The 14135-nt window shown below is 65.2% G+C and carries 15 protein-coding genes and 1 tRNA gene; 11 read left to right on the forward strand and 5 right to left on the reverse strand.

Going from position 1 to position 14135, the window contains the following annotated elements; all coding sequences use genetic code 11:
- Nucleotides 1-17: 17 nt before the first annotated feature.
- The 3 genes from DNX69_RS16245 to DNX69_RS16255 all read right to left on the reverse strand — a co-directional run bounded on the left by DNX69_RS16245 (nt 18) and on the right by DNX69_RS16255 (nt 2828).
- Nucleotides 18-1184 (reverse strand): alginate O-acetyltransferase AlgX-related protein, encoded by a 1167-nt coding sequence (locus DNX69_RS16245; protein WP_110786988.1) that lies wholly within the window; start codon nt 1182-1184, stop codon nt 18-20.
- Between the two features lie 2 nt (nt 1185-1186).
- Nucleotides 1187-2599: an MBOAT family O-acyltransferase gene (locus DNX69_RS16250; protein WP_110786989.1), complete on the reverse strand. Its 1413-nt coding sequence runs from the start codon at nt 2597-2599 to the stop codon at nt 1187-1189.
- Between the two features lie 154 nt (nt 2600-2753).
- Nucleotides 2754-2828: transfer RNA gene (locus DNX69_RS16255), tRNA-Gly, on the reverse strand.
- A 305-nt stretch (nt 2829-3133) separates the two neighbouring features.
- On the opposite strand from DNX69_RS16255, the gene trxA reads away from it, so the two are divergent.
- The 3 genes from trxA (at nt 3134) to DNX69_RS16270 (ending at nt 5044) form a co-directional block, all read left to right on the forward strand.
- Nucleotides 3134-4051, forward strand: coding sequence for a thioredoxin (trxA, locus tag DNX69_RS16260; RefSeq protein ID WP_110786990.1), 918 nt, complete (start codon nt 3134-3136; stop codon nt 4049-4051).
- 26 nt (nt 4052-4077) lie between these two features.
- Nucleotides 4078-4755, forward strand: a complete 678-nt coding sequence (locus tag DNX69_RS16265; RefSeq protein ID WP_110786991.1) for an LON peptidase substrate-binding domain-containing protein — start codon at nt 4078-4080, stop codon at nt 4753-4755.
- A 91-nt stretch (nt 4756-4846) separates the two neighbouring features.
- On the forward strand, nt 4847-5044 hold the full coding sequence (locus DNX69_RS16270; protein WP_110786992.1) for a Trm112 family protein: 198 nt from the start codon (nt 4847-4849) through the stop codon (nt 5042-5044).
- Between the two features lie 7 nt (nt 5045-5051).
- Here DNX69_RS16270 and DNX69_RS16275 read toward each other — a convergent pair whose 3' ends face one another.
- Together DNX69_RS16275 and DNX69_RS16280 are read right to left on the reverse strand one after the other, a co-directional pair.
- Nucleotides 5052-5579 carry a DinB family protein gene (locus DNX69_RS16275; protein ID WP_110787655.1) on the reverse strand — a complete coding sequence of 176 codons (528 nt, stop codon included), beginning with the start codon at nt 5577-5579 and terminating at the stop codon, nt 5052-5054.
- Nucleotides 5580-5709: 130 nt separating this feature from the next.
- Complete coding sequence (locus DNX69_RS16280) at nt 5710-6930, reverse strand: ubiquinone biosynthesis hydroxylase (RefSeq protein WP_110786993.1); 1221 nt, start codon at nt 6928-6930, stop codon at nt 5710-5712.
- Between the two features lie 134 nt (nt 6931-7064).
- Between DNX69_RS16280 and tesB the strand changes: the two genes are divergently transcribed.
- The 8 genes from tesB to DNX69_RS16320 all read left to right on the forward strand — a co-directional run bounded on the left by tesB (nt 7065) and on the right by DNX69_RS16320 (nt 14128).
- Entirely contained in the window at nt 7065-7940 is an 876-nt protein-coding gene (gene tesB, locus DNX69_RS16285; protein WP_110786994.1) for an acyl-CoA thioesterase II, read from the forward strand.
- 144 nt (nt 7941-8084) lie between these two features.
- A complete protein-coding gene (locus DNX69_RS16290; RefSeq protein WP_110786995.1) occupies nt 8085-8423 on the forward strand; it encodes a P-II family nitrogen regulator in 339 nt (112 codons plus the stop codon).
- A 76-nt stretch (nt 8424-8499) separates the two neighbouring features.
- Nucleotides 8500-9831, forward strand: a complete 1332-nt coding sequence (locus DNX69_RS16295; RefSeq protein WP_110786996.1) for an ammonium transporter — start codon at nt 8500-8502, stop codon at nt 9829-9831.
- Between the two features lie 312 nt (nt 9832-10143).
- Nucleotides 10144-10482 (forward strand): P-II family nitrogen regulator, encoded by a 339-nt coding sequence (locus DNX69_RS16300; protein ID WP_013500194.1) that lies wholly within the window; start codon nt 10144-10146, stop codon nt 10480-10482.
- A 37-nt stretch (nt 10483-10519) separates the two neighbouring features.
- Nucleotides 10520-11962 (forward strand): ammonium transporter, encoded by a 1443-nt coding sequence (locus DNX69_RS16305; RefSeq protein ID WP_110786997.1) that lies wholly within the window; start codon nt 10520-10522, stop codon nt 11960-11962.
- A gap of 171 nt (nt 11963-12133) precedes the next feature.
- Nucleotides 12134-12430: a nucleotidyltransferase family protein gene (locus DNX69_RS16310; RefSeq protein ID WP_110786998.1), complete on the forward strand. Its 297-nt coding sequence runs from the start codon at nt 12134-12136 to the stop codon at nt 12428-12430.
- Nucleotides 12420-12764 carry a HepT-like ribonuclease domain-containing protein gene (locus DNX69_RS16315; RefSeq protein WP_110786999.1) on the forward strand — a complete coding sequence of 115 codons (345 nt, stop codon included), beginning with the start codon at nt 12420-12422 and terminating at the stop codon, nt 12762-12764. Before DNX69_RS16310 ends, DNX69_RS16315 begins: the two co-directional genes overlap by 11 nt.
- Before the next feature lie 137 nt (nt 12765-12901).
- Entirely contained in the window at nt 12902-14128 is a 1227-nt protein-coding gene (locus tag DNX69_RS16320) for an aminotransferase class I/II-fold pyridoxal phosphate-dependent enzyme (RefSeq protein WP_110787000.1), read from the forward strand.
- Nucleotides 14129-14135 lie beyond the last annotated feature (7 nt).

Genomic DNA, 14135 nt, shown 5'->3' on the forward strand with positions numbered 1-14135 from the left:
ATTCGGCAAGATCAAACTCAGGGCGTCGTGACGATCTGGTGCAGCAGCGACAAGTACTGCTGCCGTCCGATCAGGCTTTCATTCTCTTCGAGCAGCATCAGATCGACGTCGCGGACTTCGCGCAGATCGGCGTCGGACAGATGGTCCTGGCGCACGCCGCCGCGGGAGCGGCCGAGCTTGAGATAGAAATATTGCCCCAGCTTGGTCAGACACGCCTGCTCAGTCAGGACTTCGCTGACCGGGTCGATAAAGCTGGTCCCGACCAGGGCGGCATCGATCCGGGTCGCCTCGCGGCCGGCGCAAGGCGAATGACTGAAAGTCAGCTTCGGCGTCGGATAGTCGATCGGCGCCACCAGCAGATTGGCGAGTTCGGCCAGATCGCGGTCGCGTCCCTCTGCTGGTCGGCTGACCGTGACGGTGAAGCTGAACGGCGACAGCAATTCGCGCCCGGCCTCGGCGTTGATCGCATCCACGATCTGCCGGCTGCCACGCGCCATCGCCAGCTCGTTCCAGTGAACGCCACCGCGCGGGAACGGAGGCGTGGCGTCGCTCTGCATCGCATGGGTCGAGGTCGCCAGATCGAGCACGTCGATGCCGGCGGCCCGGAGCCGTGCCACATAGGCGGGGACGAGCTCCGCTCGCGCCTGCGGACTGCTCGGACAGGCGATCAGATGCGTGAACTTGTCCGGCATGTCGGCGACTTTGGACGGCGTCACGATGTAGAGGAACAATTTGCCGCGACCGCGATAGTAAGCCTGAATGTCGCGCAGCAGCGGGATCGCGGCATCCGCCATCGCGTCGGCCTGGCCGATCGTACGCGAGCAGTATTCCTCCAGATAACTCCGCTGCACGAGCTCGCCATCGCGCCCGATCAGAATACCGGGGGCGGTAATCTCGCCGAACAACGAATAGACGATCTGATTGTTGAGCCGGATCAGCGTTCGCCGTAGCGGCATCGCGTCCGCAATTCGCAGCGCTGCCGCTTTCTGCAACGCGCCGTCGAGGAAGCCGTGCAGTGAGAGGTCGAACGGCACCTCCTGGGTGACCCCGACCAGCGCCGGCCCGATCCGAACGGCGTGCGACGGCACCGCGAGATTCCACAGCGTCCACGCCGGCATCGCCACAAAGGCTGCGGCCGCGAAACGTCGGAGCCATCGTCCCGGTGATAATTTGATCGCCGCCATGCTCAGAACCGGAAGTAGATGAAGGGCTGAAACGGGATGGCCACCGCACGCGCGATCGCGATCGTTCCCAGTGCACCGAGGCCGACATAGCCGGCGAGCCGCAGCACGCTACTTCCGCGCCAGGCTGCGCACAGCGAGCCAAACGCCGGCAGAGCCGGGCTCAGGCTCAGCGCTGCGCCGAGCGCGGCGGTCCAGAGCACCGAGTCCGACGGAGGCAGCCACGCGGTTGCGTGACCGAAACCGGCGAGCGCAACAAAGAAACCACCGAGGTGGGCCGCACCCGGCGAGCGGAAGATCACCCAGCCGAGCATCACGATCAGCAGGGTCGCGATGGTGGCAACCACGGCGCCGCTGCGTTGCAGCCAGCGTTCGAGGAACACCCGGTCGAGCGTGAGGAACAGACCGTTATAGGCGCCCCACAGCACGAAGTTCCAACTCGCGCCGTGCCACAAGCCGGACAGCAGGAAGCAGATCCAAAGATTGCGATAGGTGAGAAACGCGCTGCCGCGGTTGCCGCCGAGCGGGATATACAGATAGTCGCGGATCCAGGTGGTGAGCGAGATGTGCCAGCGCCGCCAGAACTCGGTGATCGAGCGGGAGATGTACGGCATGTTGAAGTTCTCGCGCAGCGAGAAGCCGAGCATCCGGGCGATCCCGATCGCCATGTCGGAATAGCCGGAGAAGTCGAAATAGATCTGCAGCGTGAAGCAGACCGTGCCGAGCCATGCAGTGCCCATCGATAGCGTCGTAGGATCGGCGCCGAACACCTGGTCGGCGTGGTGCCCGAGCGGATCGGCGATCAGCAGCTTCTTGAACGCGCCTTGGGCGAACCGCGCCAGGCCTGCGCCGCAATCGCTCCAGTCAAAACCCCGTGGCACAGCGATCTGGCGATCGATCTCATGATATTTGAGGATCGGGCCAGCTAGCAGCTTCGGAAAGAAGAACACGAACAGGCAGTAGTCGGAAAACCGCCGCGCCGGCTTCGACACGCCGCGATAGCTGTCGACCAAATAAGTGATCTTCTCGAAGGTGACGAACGAGACGCCGATCGGCAACGCGATGTGCCAGACGGGCAGCGCGCCGAGCTTGCCGGCGGTGAGCAGCACGTTCAGGCTCTCGAGCGCAAAGCTGGTGTATTTGTAGACGATCAGGATCGCGAGGTTCTGCACCACGCCGAGCGCCAGCAGTGCGCGCCGGGTCGAAGCGCCTTCGCTCCGAACGATTTGTTGCGCCAGCAAATGGTCGATCAACGCCGAGGCGATCACCACCGGAACGAACAGCGGCTCGCCCCAGAGGTAGAACAGCCCGCTGCCGATCAGCAGGATCCAGCGCTTGGTCCGCGCCTCGCGCGCCGAGAAATACAGCACATAGAGAAACGGAAAGCAGGTCAGGAACAGGGGTTCGTAGAAAAGCATGGCGGATGGGTGGTTCCTGGTGCCTGCAGGCGATCGACCGGCCACCTATTCCAGATTCCGCGGGCTGCGCCCAGCCGAAGCAACCGGCCGCATCAAAGCAGCGCGCTTAAGACGTGACTGGTTGGGAAAGCAGGCGCCGGAACCGGCAGATCTCTGGAGCGGGCGAAGGGATTCGAACCCTCGACCCCAACCTTGGCAAGGTTGTGCTCTACCCCTGAGCTACACCCGCATCCGAGAAACGGCGCGCCGTGGGCACGACCGTGGGCAGTCCTATGCCAAATGCCGCGGGCGATTGCAACAGCCGTTCGACATTTCATCTGCCGGCTTTTTGACGGACGGGTACCCCGAGGCGATTTTGCCGCAAATACGACCGAGTGGCCCGGCTGCCACGTCCTTCGGCAGCGAAATCGGGGTCAAAACGGCCCGGGCGACCACAAGCCGCCATACCCGGTTCCCGTTGCAAATCGAACTTCCTGCGCCATCTAGAGGGGGCCGTGCTAAAACGGCGAACCGACGGAAACCAGCGAGGACGACGTGACGATTTTGGAGCAGGGCAGCGGTGCGGCGCCTCAGGCCGCCGATCTGATCAAGGACACCACGACCCAGAGCTTCGTCCGCGATGTGATCGAGGAATCCAAGCGCCAACCGGTTCTGATCGACTTCTGGGCGCAGTGGTGCGGTCCATGCCGGCAGCTCACCCCGATCCTGGAAAAGGCGGTCCGGGCCGCGAACGGCAAGGTCAAGCTGGTCAAGATGAACATCGACGAGCATCCGTCGATTCCGGGCCAGATGGGCATCCAGTCGATTCCGGCCGTGATCGCCTTCGTCGACGGCCGGCCAGCCGATGGCTTCATGGGCGCGGTTCCGGAGAGTCAGGTCAACGCCTTCATCGAGAAGCTGACCGCCGGTATGCCGGGCGGTGCGCCGACCGCCGCTGAACTGCTGCAGGAAGCCGAAGCGATCCTGGCGGAAGGCGACGTCCAGACCGCGGCCTCGATCTATGCCGAAGTCCTGCAGGCCGACGGCACCAATATCCCCGCGATCGCCGGGCTGGCCCGCTGCTATATGCAGAACGGCGCCACCGAGCAGGCCAAGAAAACCCTGGCACTGGTGCCCGAAGCCAAGCGCGAGGATGCCTCGGTCAAAGCCGTGCAGGCGATGATCGATCTCGCCGAACAGGCGGAGTCGCTCGGCCCGATCGCCGAACTCGAACAGAAGGTCGCTGCCGATCCGCTCGACCATCAGGCGCGATTCGATCTGGCGATCGCGCTGAATGCCGCCGACCGGCGCGAGGACGCGACCACGCATCTGCTCGACATCGTCAAGCGCGACCGCAAATGGAACGACGACGGCGCGCGCAAGCAGCTGGTCCAGTTCTTCGAGGCTTGGGGACCGGCCGACGACGCCACGGTCGACGGCCGCAAGCGGCTGTCGACGATCCTGTTCTCGTAGTTGCCATTCAAGCGGGGGAGCCGGCGATGCCGATCAATGCCGCCTATCGCGGGCCAGCCGACCTTCCCGAAGTGATTCCGGTGTTCCCGCTCGCCGGGGCACTGCTGCTGCCGCGCGGGCAGATGCCGCTCAACATCTTCGAGCCGCGCTATCTGGCGATGATCGACGATGCGCTGCGCGATGGTCATCGGCTGATCGGGATGATCCAGCCGGATGCGGCGCATTCGTCCGAAACGGCTGAGAAGCCGTCGCTGTTCAATGTCGGCTGTGTCGGACGAATCACCCAGCTCGCCGAATCCGGCGACGGCCGCTACATCCTGGAGCTGACCGGGGTGTCACGCTTCAAGGTCGTCGAGGAACTGCAGGTGCTGACGCCGTACCGGCAGTGCAAGGTCGACTATTTCCCCTTCGTCGATGATTTTACCGCTCGCAAGGGCGAGGACGAAGTCGACCGCGAAGCCCTGCTGTCGGTGCTGACCGACTTTCTCAAGGCCAACAATCTGAAAGTCGACTGGGACGGTGTCGAAAGTGCGCCCAACGAGGCGCTGGTCAATGCGCTGGCGATGATGTCGCCCTACGGGCCGGCGGAAAAGCAGGCGCTGCTGGAGGCACCGGATCTGAAGACCCGCGCCGAGATCCTGGTCGCCGTCACCGAGATGGACCTGGCCAAGAAGCGCACCAGCGGCGACCCTCCGCTGCAGTAAGACGCGCAGCAATTTGCGCGAACGCGTTGACGGCGCGGCACGTCCGTCCGATCAAATCCGACACCACTCCGTTGCTCTGGAGCCTGAAGCCATGACCCTTTCGCCGTCCGAGCGGCCCGACGCCGTCGACCGCAAGCTGCTCGACATCCTGGTCTGCCCGATCACCAAGGGACCGCTCGAATTCGACGCCGCCCGGCAGGAGCTGATCTCGCGCGGCGCCAAGCTGGCCTACCCGATCCGCGACGGCATCCCGATCATGCTGCCCGAAGAGGCGCGGCGGATCGACTGAGTCTCGGTCACGCCACCAATCTTGCCAGATCCGGCGCCGGCATGCCACGCTGAAACGACATCAGATCCAGCGACGGTGGCTCGGCCCCGGTCAGGATCGACAGGCAGGCATGGGCCTGGCCGCGGTGATGGGTCTGGTGATTGAAGAAGTGACTGAGGATCGCGGCGCGCGGCTGGCTGAACGACTTGCCTGAGGTATTTGAGTAGTCGACCACCTCGGCAAACGCTGCGGCGTCGTGGCCGTCGATCATCCGAACGATGCGTTCGTCCTCCGCGGCACGGGCACGGGCCAACTCACGAAGATCGTCGAACAGAATCACGTCGAGGCGGGTTGGCGGCTCACCCTCGCCGGTCAGCCGCTTCAGCCAAATCCGATCGGCCACGAGCAGATGGTTGAGGGTGCCGTGAAGGCTGCCGAAGAATACCCCGACAGACCGTCGATAGGCCTCGTCCGGGAGCGCCAATGCGGCCTGATACAATCTGGCGTTGGCCCAGCGGTTGTAGGCGGCGAACTGTGCGAAATGGCGTCTATCCATGCCTGTCTCCTTCGGCAGCACAGTAGACAGGAGCCACGTGGAGCAAGGCTGAGATATTCTCAGCCTGTCGCAACTCGCTGAGCGACGGCGCGCAGCCCGGGCCGTCGCTTGAAGACGAGCCAGCGCCGCGTTACAGCGCCTCGCCTCTCAGCAGCCGCGGCGTCTCGCCGGCGAGGCCGGCGGCTTGGCGGATGAAGGCGCCCTTCAGCGGCGGCAACCGGTCGACCAGGCCGAGGCCGATATCGCGGATCCCGCGCAGCAGCGGAGAGTTGTTCGAAAACAGGAAGTTGAGCCCGTTGGTGGCGACGCCCATCGCCATGGTGTCGAACCGCCGCCAGCGCTGATAGCCCTCCAGCACGTCGGCCTGCCCCGGATCGATGCCGAGCCGAGCCGCGTCGACCACCACTTCGGCCAGGGCCGCGACATCGCGCAGGCCCATGTTGAGGCCCTGCCCGGCGATCGGATGGATCACGTGCGCGGCGTCACCGATCAGCGCCAGCCGCGGCGCAATGAACGATTGCGCGACGAAATAGCCGAGCGGAAACGCCTTCGGCTTGTCGAGCGGTTTGACGTCGCCGAGCCGCAGCCCGAACCGCTTCTCCAGCTCGCGCTGAAAGTCCTTCTCGGGCAGCGCCAATATCCGCTCGGCATCGCGCCGGCTCTCGCTCCATACCAGCGACGAGCGCTTGCCGGTCAGCGGCAGAATCGCAAACGGCCCGGAGGGGAGGAAATGCTCTTCGGCGCAGCCATTGTGGTCGCGCTCGTGCTCGACCGTGACGACGATGCCCGATTGGTCGTAATCCCAGCCATAGGTCGCAATGCCGGCGCGCTGGCGCAGCTTCGACTTGGCGCCGTCCGCCGCAACCAGCAGGCTGGCATCGATCACGCTGCCGTCGCCGAGCGTGACGCCGATCGCTTCAGGCCGCGCATCGTAGGAGGTGACGGGCGTGGCGCGCAGCTCGACGCCTTCGGCCTCGGCACGCTTGGCCAGCGCCTCGACCAGATATCTGTTCTCGACCATGTGGGCGAACGGCTCGCCTGGCTGCACCTCGCCCGCGAAGGTCAGGAACACCGGTCGGGTCGCATCTTCGAGATGGCTGTCGGTGACGATCATGTCGATGATCGGCTGCGCGGTCGGCGCCACCTCGCCCCAGACCCCGAGCGCCTCGAACAACCGCCGGCACGCCGCCACGATCGCGGTGGCGCGCGGATCGCGGGAGGGCCGCAACGCCAGCGCCGGATCGGCGACAATCACCGGCACCTCCGGCCCGAGCCCCTGGCGCAGCGCGAGTGCCAGCGCCAGACCGGCGAACGCGCCGCCTCCGATGACAATGCTTCGCGGTGCCGTCATTTTTCTCACTCTTGCGCCATGGTCGGAGCTGGGCGAAACAGGCTCAGGAACAACCCCGCCGATCGCCGGGGGTTCTAACAGACATCGCCGGCAGTGTGAAATCACGGCCCGGCGCTTGAAGGGAGCGCTCGCCGGTGTCCAAAGGCCTGATCGACCTGATCTCGATTCTCGACCTCGAGCCGATCGAGGTGAACCTGTTTCGTGGCACCAGCCCGAAGACCAGCTGGCAGCGGGTATTCGGCGGCCAGGTGATCGGCCAGGCGATGGTGGCGGGATGCCGCACCGTCGAGAACCGGCTGCCGCATTCGCTGCATTGCTATTTCATCCTGCCGGGAGACCCGCAGGTGCCGATCATCTATCAGGTCGAGCGGCTGCGCGACGGCAAGAGCTACACCACCCGGCGGGTCACCGCGATTCAGCACGGCAATGCGATCTTTTCGCTGATGATGTCGTTCCACGACGACGAGCCGACCAATTTCGATCATCAGGACAAGATGCCCGACGTGCCGCCACCGGAGGCGCTATCGGCCGAGGAGATCATCAAGCAGCCGTTCTTCAAGGAGATGCCGGACTTCATCAAACGCTATTACGAGTCCGACCGGCCGATCGAACTGCGCCCGGTCGAGCTGTCGCGCTATTTCGGCCAGAAGATCGACGACGGGCGAATCCACGTCTGGATCAAGACCGCCGCCAAACTGCCCGACGATCCGGCGCTGCACATGTGTGCGCTGGCCTACGCGTCGGACTTCTCGCTGCTCGACGCCGCGATGGCGCGCTACGGCCGGACCCTGTTCGACAAGCGGATGATGCCGGCCAGCCTCGACCACGCGATGTGGTTTCACCGCCCGTTCCGCGCCGACGAATGGCTGCTGTACGCCCAGGACTCCCCGTCCGCCCAGGCCGGCCGCGCGCTGACCCGCGGCCAGATTTTCAAGACCGACGGTACCCTGGTCGCCTCCGTCGTGCAGGAAGGCTCGATCCGCGAACGCCGCGAGAGTCCGAAGAGCTGAGGGACGACGGGCTTCAAGCACGTTCGTTGAGCAGTCAATCGGCTTATTTTCTGCGCGCCTTGCCGCGAAACCCGGCATATACACGGGATCGGAGCACCGCCGCGGCGGTGCCAAGGGCTTTGCGTGAATTAAGGGGGCCAACGCATGAAACTCGTCGTCGCCATCATCAAACCGTTCAAGCTTGACGAGGTCCGCCAGGCGCTGACCGAGGTCGGCGTCCACGGCATGACCGTCACCGAGGTCAAGGGCTACGGCCGCCAGCGCGGCCACACCGAGATCTATCGCGGCGCCGAATACATCGTGAATTTCCTGCCCAAGCTGCGGATCGAGATCGCGGTCGATTCCGCGCTCGCCGACAAGGCGGTCGAGGTCATCACCCGCGGCGCCCGCACCGGCCAGATCGGCGACGGCAAGATCTTCGTCACGCCGATCGACCGCGCCCTGCGGATCCGGACCGGCGAGACCGACGTCGACGCGCTGTAAGCCGGCGTTCGACAGCCACTTCCCAAACCCCGCGGAGCCGGGGGGCGCCGCGCACAGTTCCAACAGGACGGGCATCATGACCTTGTTGCTACGCCGTGCGGCGCCGGCCGCGACGGGCTACATCCTTGCAACATTCGGCCTTGCGGCAGCCGGCGTGACGCCGGCTCTGGCGCAGGGAACGGCCACGGCGGCGCCGGGCATCAGCCCGGCCGATACCGCCTGGATGACGGTGGCCACCGCCTTCGTGCTGATGATGACGATCCCCGGCCTGGCGCTGTTCTACTCCGGCATGGTGCGCAAGAAGAACGTGCTGGCCACCATGGCGCAGAGCCTCGCCGCGGTGGCGCTGATCTCGATCCTGTGGGTGGCGTTCGGCTATTCGCTTGCGTTCACCGGCGGCGGCAGCCTGATCGGCTCGTTCGATCGGATCTTCCTCGCCGGCATGACGATGGACAGCGTCAACCCGGCGGCCAAGACCATCCCGGAAGCGCTGTTCATGCTCTATCAGATGACCTTCGCGGTCATCACGGTGGCGCTGGTCGCCGGTTCGGTCGCCGACCGGATGCGGTTTTCCGCCTATCTGTTGTTCTCGATCGGCTGGTTCATCTTCGTCTATGTGCCGCTGGCGCATTGGATCTGGGGCGGCGGCTTCCTGGGCGCGATGGGCGTGCTGGATTTCGCCGGCGGCCTGGTGGTGCACCTGTCGGCCGGCACCGGCGGCCTCGTGGCGGCGCTCGTGATCGGCCGACGGCACGGATACGGCATGGAGAACCTGTCGCCGTTCGACCTGTCGCTGGCAGTTATCGGCACCGGCCTGTTGTGGGTCGGCTGGTTCGGCTTCAATGGTGGCTCGGCGCTGGCGGCGGATTCCCGCGCCGTGTTCGCCATCACCGCGACGCATCTGGCGGCCTGCTCGGGGGCGCTGACCTGGGGCGCGATCGAATGGATGGCGCGGCGCAAGCCGTCGGTGCTCGGCATGATTTCCGGCGCCGTCGCCGGGCTCGGCACCATCACGCCGGCGTCGGGCTATGTCGAACCCTGGCACGGCGTGGTGATCGGCATCGTCGCCGGCCTGATCTGCTACTGGGCCTGCACCTGGCTGAAGCACCGCCTGCGCTACGACGACTCGCTCGACGTGTTCGGCGTCCACGGTATCGGCGGCCTGACCGGCACGTTCCTGGCCGGCATCTTCGCCACCGCCTCGATCGGCGGCGTCTCGGGTGCCATCGAGGGCTCGTGGATGCAGCCGCTGACCCAGCTCGCCGGTATTTTGGTGACTTTCGTCTGGTCGGCCGTGGCAACCTATGTGCTGCTGAAGCTGGTCAGCCTGTTCGTGGCCCTGCGCGTCTCCCGCGAGCACGAGATCGAAGGTCTCGATATTTCGCAGCACGGCGAGGCGCTGCAGTAGGCGCAGCGCCCGACTTTTGGCTAAGCGTTATGCCCTTCGGATGGGCAGCCATTGTGTCAGCACCCTGGCATGCCTGATTCTTGATCAGGCATGCCCACCTGTTGGGCGCGACCGAATAGCGCAGCTGGTGTCTCAGTGCCGCGCCGTGAAAAAGGCGCCGATTCCGAAATGATTCCAAGGCCCGGCCCGACTGGCACGGCATTTGATTCTAACGGGCCGGCTGTGCCCGCGTAGTGATGCTCTCCGCGTGGGGAATTTCAGTCGAGATCATTTCCTGGCCAGTTCGGCTGGGACCTAGCGGGGATAGGACCCATGAAAATTGTTATGGCGATCATTAAGCCATTCAAACTCGAAGAAGTCCGTGACGCGCTGACCGCCATCGGCGTTCACGGTCTGACGGTGACGGAAGTGAAGGGATACGGCCGGCAGAAGGGCCACACGGAAATCTACCGTGGCGCCGAATACGCCGTGAGCTTCCTGCCCAAGATCAAGATCGAGGTCGCGATCGCCAACGAGCAGGTCGAGAAGACCATCGAGGCGATCACCAGCGCCGCCAAGACCGGCCAGATCGGCGACGGCAAGATCTTCGTCCTCGGCCTCGACCACGCCGTGCGGATCCGCACCGGCGAGGCCGACGCGGCTGCCCTCTGATCGCCTCACCTTCATTGCTTCACTCAGGAGACAACAAATGACGTTCAAACGTCCCTACGGTGCGGGATTGGCCGTGCTCGTCGCCGGTACATTCGCGACGACAGCCGCCTTCGCAGCGCCGACCGTCAACAAGGGCGACAACGCCTGGATGATGACCTCGACGGTGCTGGTGCTGTTGATGACCATCCCCGGCCTGGCGCTGTTCTACGGCGGTCTGGTCCGCTCCAAGAACATGCTCTCGGTTCTGGCCCAAGTGTTTTACACCGTATGCGTCGCCTGCATCATCTGGGCGCTTTACGGCTACAGCCTCGCCTTCACCGGCGGCTCCGAGTTCATCGGCGGCTTCTCGAAGGCCTTCCTGTCGGGCATCACCACCGACTCGATGGGCGGCACCTTCACGGTCGACGCCAACATCACCGAGCTGATCTTCGTCTGCTTCCAGATGACGTTCTGCGCCATCACCCCGGCTCTGATCGTCGGCGCCTTCGCCGAGCGGACCCGCTTCGCCGCGGTGGCGCTGTTCATCCCGCTGTGGATCACCCTGATCTACCTGCCGATGGCGCACATGGTCTGGTACTGGGCCGGTCCGGATGCGGTCAACGACGCCGCCAAGGCGCTCGCTGCTGCGACCGACGAAGCCGCCAAGGCGGCTGCGCAGGCCAAGCTCGATGAAGTGATGGCCGACGGCGGCTTCCTGTTCAAGAAGGGCGCGCTGGACTTCGCCGGCGGCACCGTGGTGCACATCAACGCCGGTATCGCCGGCCTGGTGGGCGCCCTGCTGATCGGCAAGCGCACCGGCTACGGCAAGGAGCTGATGGCCCCGCACTCGCTGACCATGACCATGATCGGCGCCTCGCTGCTCTGGGTCGGCTGGTTCGGCTTCAACGCCGGCTCCAACCTCGAAGCCTCGGGCGGCGCCGCCCTGGCGATGACCAACTCCTTCCTCGCCACCGCCGCGGCGGCCCTGGCCTGGATGTTCGCGGAGTGGATCTTCAAGGGTCATCCCTCGGTGCTCGGTGCGCTGTCGGGTGCGGTCGCCGGTCTGGTCGCGGTCACTCCGGCCGCCGGCTTCTCCGGCCCGATGGGCGCGATCGTGCTCGGCCTCGTCGCCGGCGTGGTCTGCCTGTTCTTCTGCACCGTGATCAAGAACGCGCTGGGTTACGACGACTCGCTCGACGTGTTCGGCGTCCACGGCATCGGCGGCATCATCGGCGCGCTCGGCACCGGCATCCTGGTGAACCCGGCGCTCGGCGGCACCGGCGTGTACGACTACACGCTCGGCAAGGTCGGCGAATACGACTTCGGCGCCCAGATGATCTCGCAGTGCTGGGGCGTCGGCACCACGCTGCTGCTGTCCGGCATCGGTTCGGCGATCCTCTACAAGGTGGTCGACGTGATCGTCGGTCTGCGGGCCCCGGTCGAAGTCGAACGCGAAGGCCTCGACCTCGTCGAGCACACCGAGCGCGCTTACAACATGTAAGTTCTCCCGAGGGCGCGGTGTTCTCCAGAGAGCGCCGCGCCAACACCTACGGTTCGGGCAGATACCCGGCAATGCCCGAACCGTCGAGGGGTCCCAGCGCAAGCTGGGGCCCCTTTCTTTACGGCGCCCTCCCTGCATTCTGCGGGGTCCGAAGTCTGCTATACTGCGTTGATGGACCGCCGTACCGCACTCGAGATCCTGCGAAACTCCGAGGCCCCGCTTCGCGCGCGGGGCGTGCGTCGGGCGGCGCTGTTTGGATCGGTGGCCCGGGGCACCAACCTTCCCGACAGCGATATCGATGTACTGATCGAGATCGACCCGACGGCGCACATCACGGTGTTCGACTACGCGGAGCTGAAGGACTACATCGCTGGCCTGTTCGACCATCCTGTCGACGTCGTGAACCGCGACCAGCTCAAGCCGTCCGTCGCGCCGACCGCGGCGCACGATGCCATCTATGCGTTCTGATGCAACGGACGTCGCTTTGCGCGACATCCAACATCACATCGAGCTCGCGATCGAGTTCTCCCGCGGCCTGACCGAGACGGAGTTCAAATCCGACCTCCGGACTGTGTACGCGGTGACACGCTGCCTCGAGATCATCTCAGAAGCGTCCCGCCGCGTGCCCGAGGAGGTGAAGCAGCGACACGCCGCGATCCCTTGGAAGCAGATTGCCGGATCGGGCAACGTCTACCGGCACGACTACGAGGACGTGGCGGCGCAGATGATCTGGGATACCATCCATCGCGCTCTGCCGGCACTGAAAGCTGTCGTGACAGAAGAGCTTGTCCGTTCCGCCTAAGAGCGGGCGGAACGAAGTCCCTGTTGCCGCCCGTCGATGGTTAATCGCGTCTTAACCTCGCCGCACCTATGGTGGCTGATCTGTTTCCGCCCGATCCACCATGGCGATCGGGTGCGGTGAAAACTGGCGTAATTCGAATGGCTTTGTCCGCTTCCACCTCACCGGCGCGTGCGGCCGGCAGCGTCGACGCTACCGGGCAGAGCGAACGCTCGCCGTTCGCGCGGCTGACCGAACTGCTGGCGCCGTATCAGCCGGGCCAAAGCCTGATCAATCTGTCGGTCGGGGAACCGCAACATCCGGTGCCGGATTTCGTCGCTGCCGTGCTGGCGCGGCACACCGCCGAGTTCGGCCGCTATCCGCTCGCCAAAGGCATCGAGCCGTTCCGAACGGCCGCCTCCTCCTGGCTGACGAAACGCTTCGCGCTGGGTCGCGCACCCGATCCTGAAACCGAAGTGCTGGTGCTGAACGGCAGCCGCGAAGGCTTGTTCCTCGCAGCGATTGCGGCCGCGCGTTACGTCCCGAAGCGTGACGGCACGCCGGCGATCCTGATGCCCAACCCGTTCTATCCAGCCTATGCGGCGGGCGCCCGCGCTGCCGGCTGCGAAGCGGTGTTTCTGCCGACCACGCTCGCCAATGGTTTTCTGCCGGATCTCGACGGTCTCGACGAGGCGACGCTGAAGCGCACCGTGGCGATCTATCTCGCATCGCCCGCGAACCCGCAGGGATCGGTCGCGTCCCGTGATTATTTCGTGCGACTGAAGCAGCTCGCCGATCGCTATTCCTTCATGATCCTCAGCGACGAATGCTACTCGGAGATCTACACCCAGGTCGCGCCCGGCAGCGCGCTGCAGGTCGCAGGTCCCGATTTCCGCAACGTCGCTATTTTCCAGTCGCTGTCGAAGCGATCGAATCTGCCCGGCATGCGGGTCGGCTTCGTCGCCGGCGATGCGAACTTTCTCAAAGCCTATCACGAGCTGCGCAATGTCGCGGCGCCGCAGGTACCGATCCCGCTGCAGCACGTCGCGGTCGCGGCCTATTCGGATGAGGCCCATGTCGAGGAAAACCGGCGGCTGTATCGGCTGAAGTTCGATCTTGCCGATCAGATCCTCGGCGCCCGCTATGGCTATCGACGGCCGGCCGGCGGCTTCTGTCTGTGGCTCGATGTCTCCGCGCATGGCGGCGACGAGGCCGCGACGGTGAGCCTGTTCAAGGATGGCGGCGTCCGCGTGGTGCCGGGCAGCTATCTGGCCCGGCAGCAGAGCGACGGCAGCAATCCCGGCGCCGGCTATATCCGTGTCGCGATGGTGCAGGACAGTGAAACCACCGCAGAGGCGCTGCATCGCCTGGTGCGGATTCTCGGATGATGCGCAG

The organism is Rhodopseudomonas palustris (assembly GCF_003226555.1).
Lineage (GTDB): Bacteria > Pseudomonadota > Alphaproteobacteria > Rhizobiales > Xanthobacteraceae > Rhodopseudomonas > Rhodopseudomonas palustris_I.

Excerpts from the sequence above, each read along its gene's own strand:
- DNX69_RS16245 (WP_110786988.1), bottom strand. The coding sequence starts at position 1,184 with ATGGCGGCGATCAAATTATCACCGGGACGATGGCTCCGACGTTTCGCG.
- DNX69_RS16250 (WP_110786989.1), bottom strand. The coding sequence starts at position 2,599 with ATGCTTTTCTACGAACCCCTGTTCCTGACCTGCTTTCCGTTTCTCTAT.
- DNX69_RS16265 (WP_110786991.1), top strand. The coding sequence starts at position 4,078 with ATGCCGATCAATGCCGCCTATCGCGGGCCAGCCGACCTTCCCGAAGTG.
- DNX69_RS16270 (WP_110786992.1), top strand. The coding sequence starts at position 4,847 with ATGACCCTTTCGCCGTCCGAGCGGCCCGACGCCGTCGACCGCAAGCTG.
- DNX69_RS16275 (WP_110787655.1), bottom strand. The coding sequence starts at position 5,579 with ATGGATAGACGCCATTTCGCACAGTTCGCCGCCTACAACCGCTGGGCC.
- DNX69_RS16280 (WP_110786993.1), bottom strand. The coding sequence starts at position 6,930 with ATGACGGCACCGCGAAGCATTGTCATCGGAGGCGGCGCGTTCGCCGGT.
- DNX69_RS16290 (WP_110786995.1), top strand. The coding sequence starts at position 8,085 with ATGAAACTCGTCGTCGCCATCATCAAACCGTTCAAGCTTGACGAGGTC.
- DNX69_RS16295 (WP_110786996.1), top strand. The coding sequence starts at position 8,500 with ATGACCTTGTTGCTACGCCGTGCGGCGCCGGCCGCGACGGGCTACATC.
- DNX69_RS16300 (WP_013500194.1), top strand. The coding sequence starts at position 10,144 with ATGAAAATTGTTATGGCGATCATTAAGCCATTCAAACTCGAAGAAGTC.
- DNX69_RS16305 (WP_110786997.1), top strand. The coding sequence starts at position 10,520 with ATGACGTTCAAACGTCCCTACGGTGCGGGATTGGCCGTGCTCGTCGCC.
- DNX69_RS16310 (WP_110786998.1), top strand. The coding sequence starts at position 12,134 with ATGGACCGCCGTACCGCACTCGAGATCCTGCGAAACTCCGAGGCCCCG.
- DNX69_RS16315 (WP_110786999.1), top strand. The coding sequence starts at position 12,420 with ATGCGTTCTGATGCAACGGACGTCGCTTTGCGCGACATCCAACATCAC.
- DNX69_RS16320 (WP_110787000.1), top strand. The coding sequence starts at position 12,902 with ATGGCTTTGTCCGCTTCCACCTCACCGGCGCGTGCGGCCGGCAGCGTC.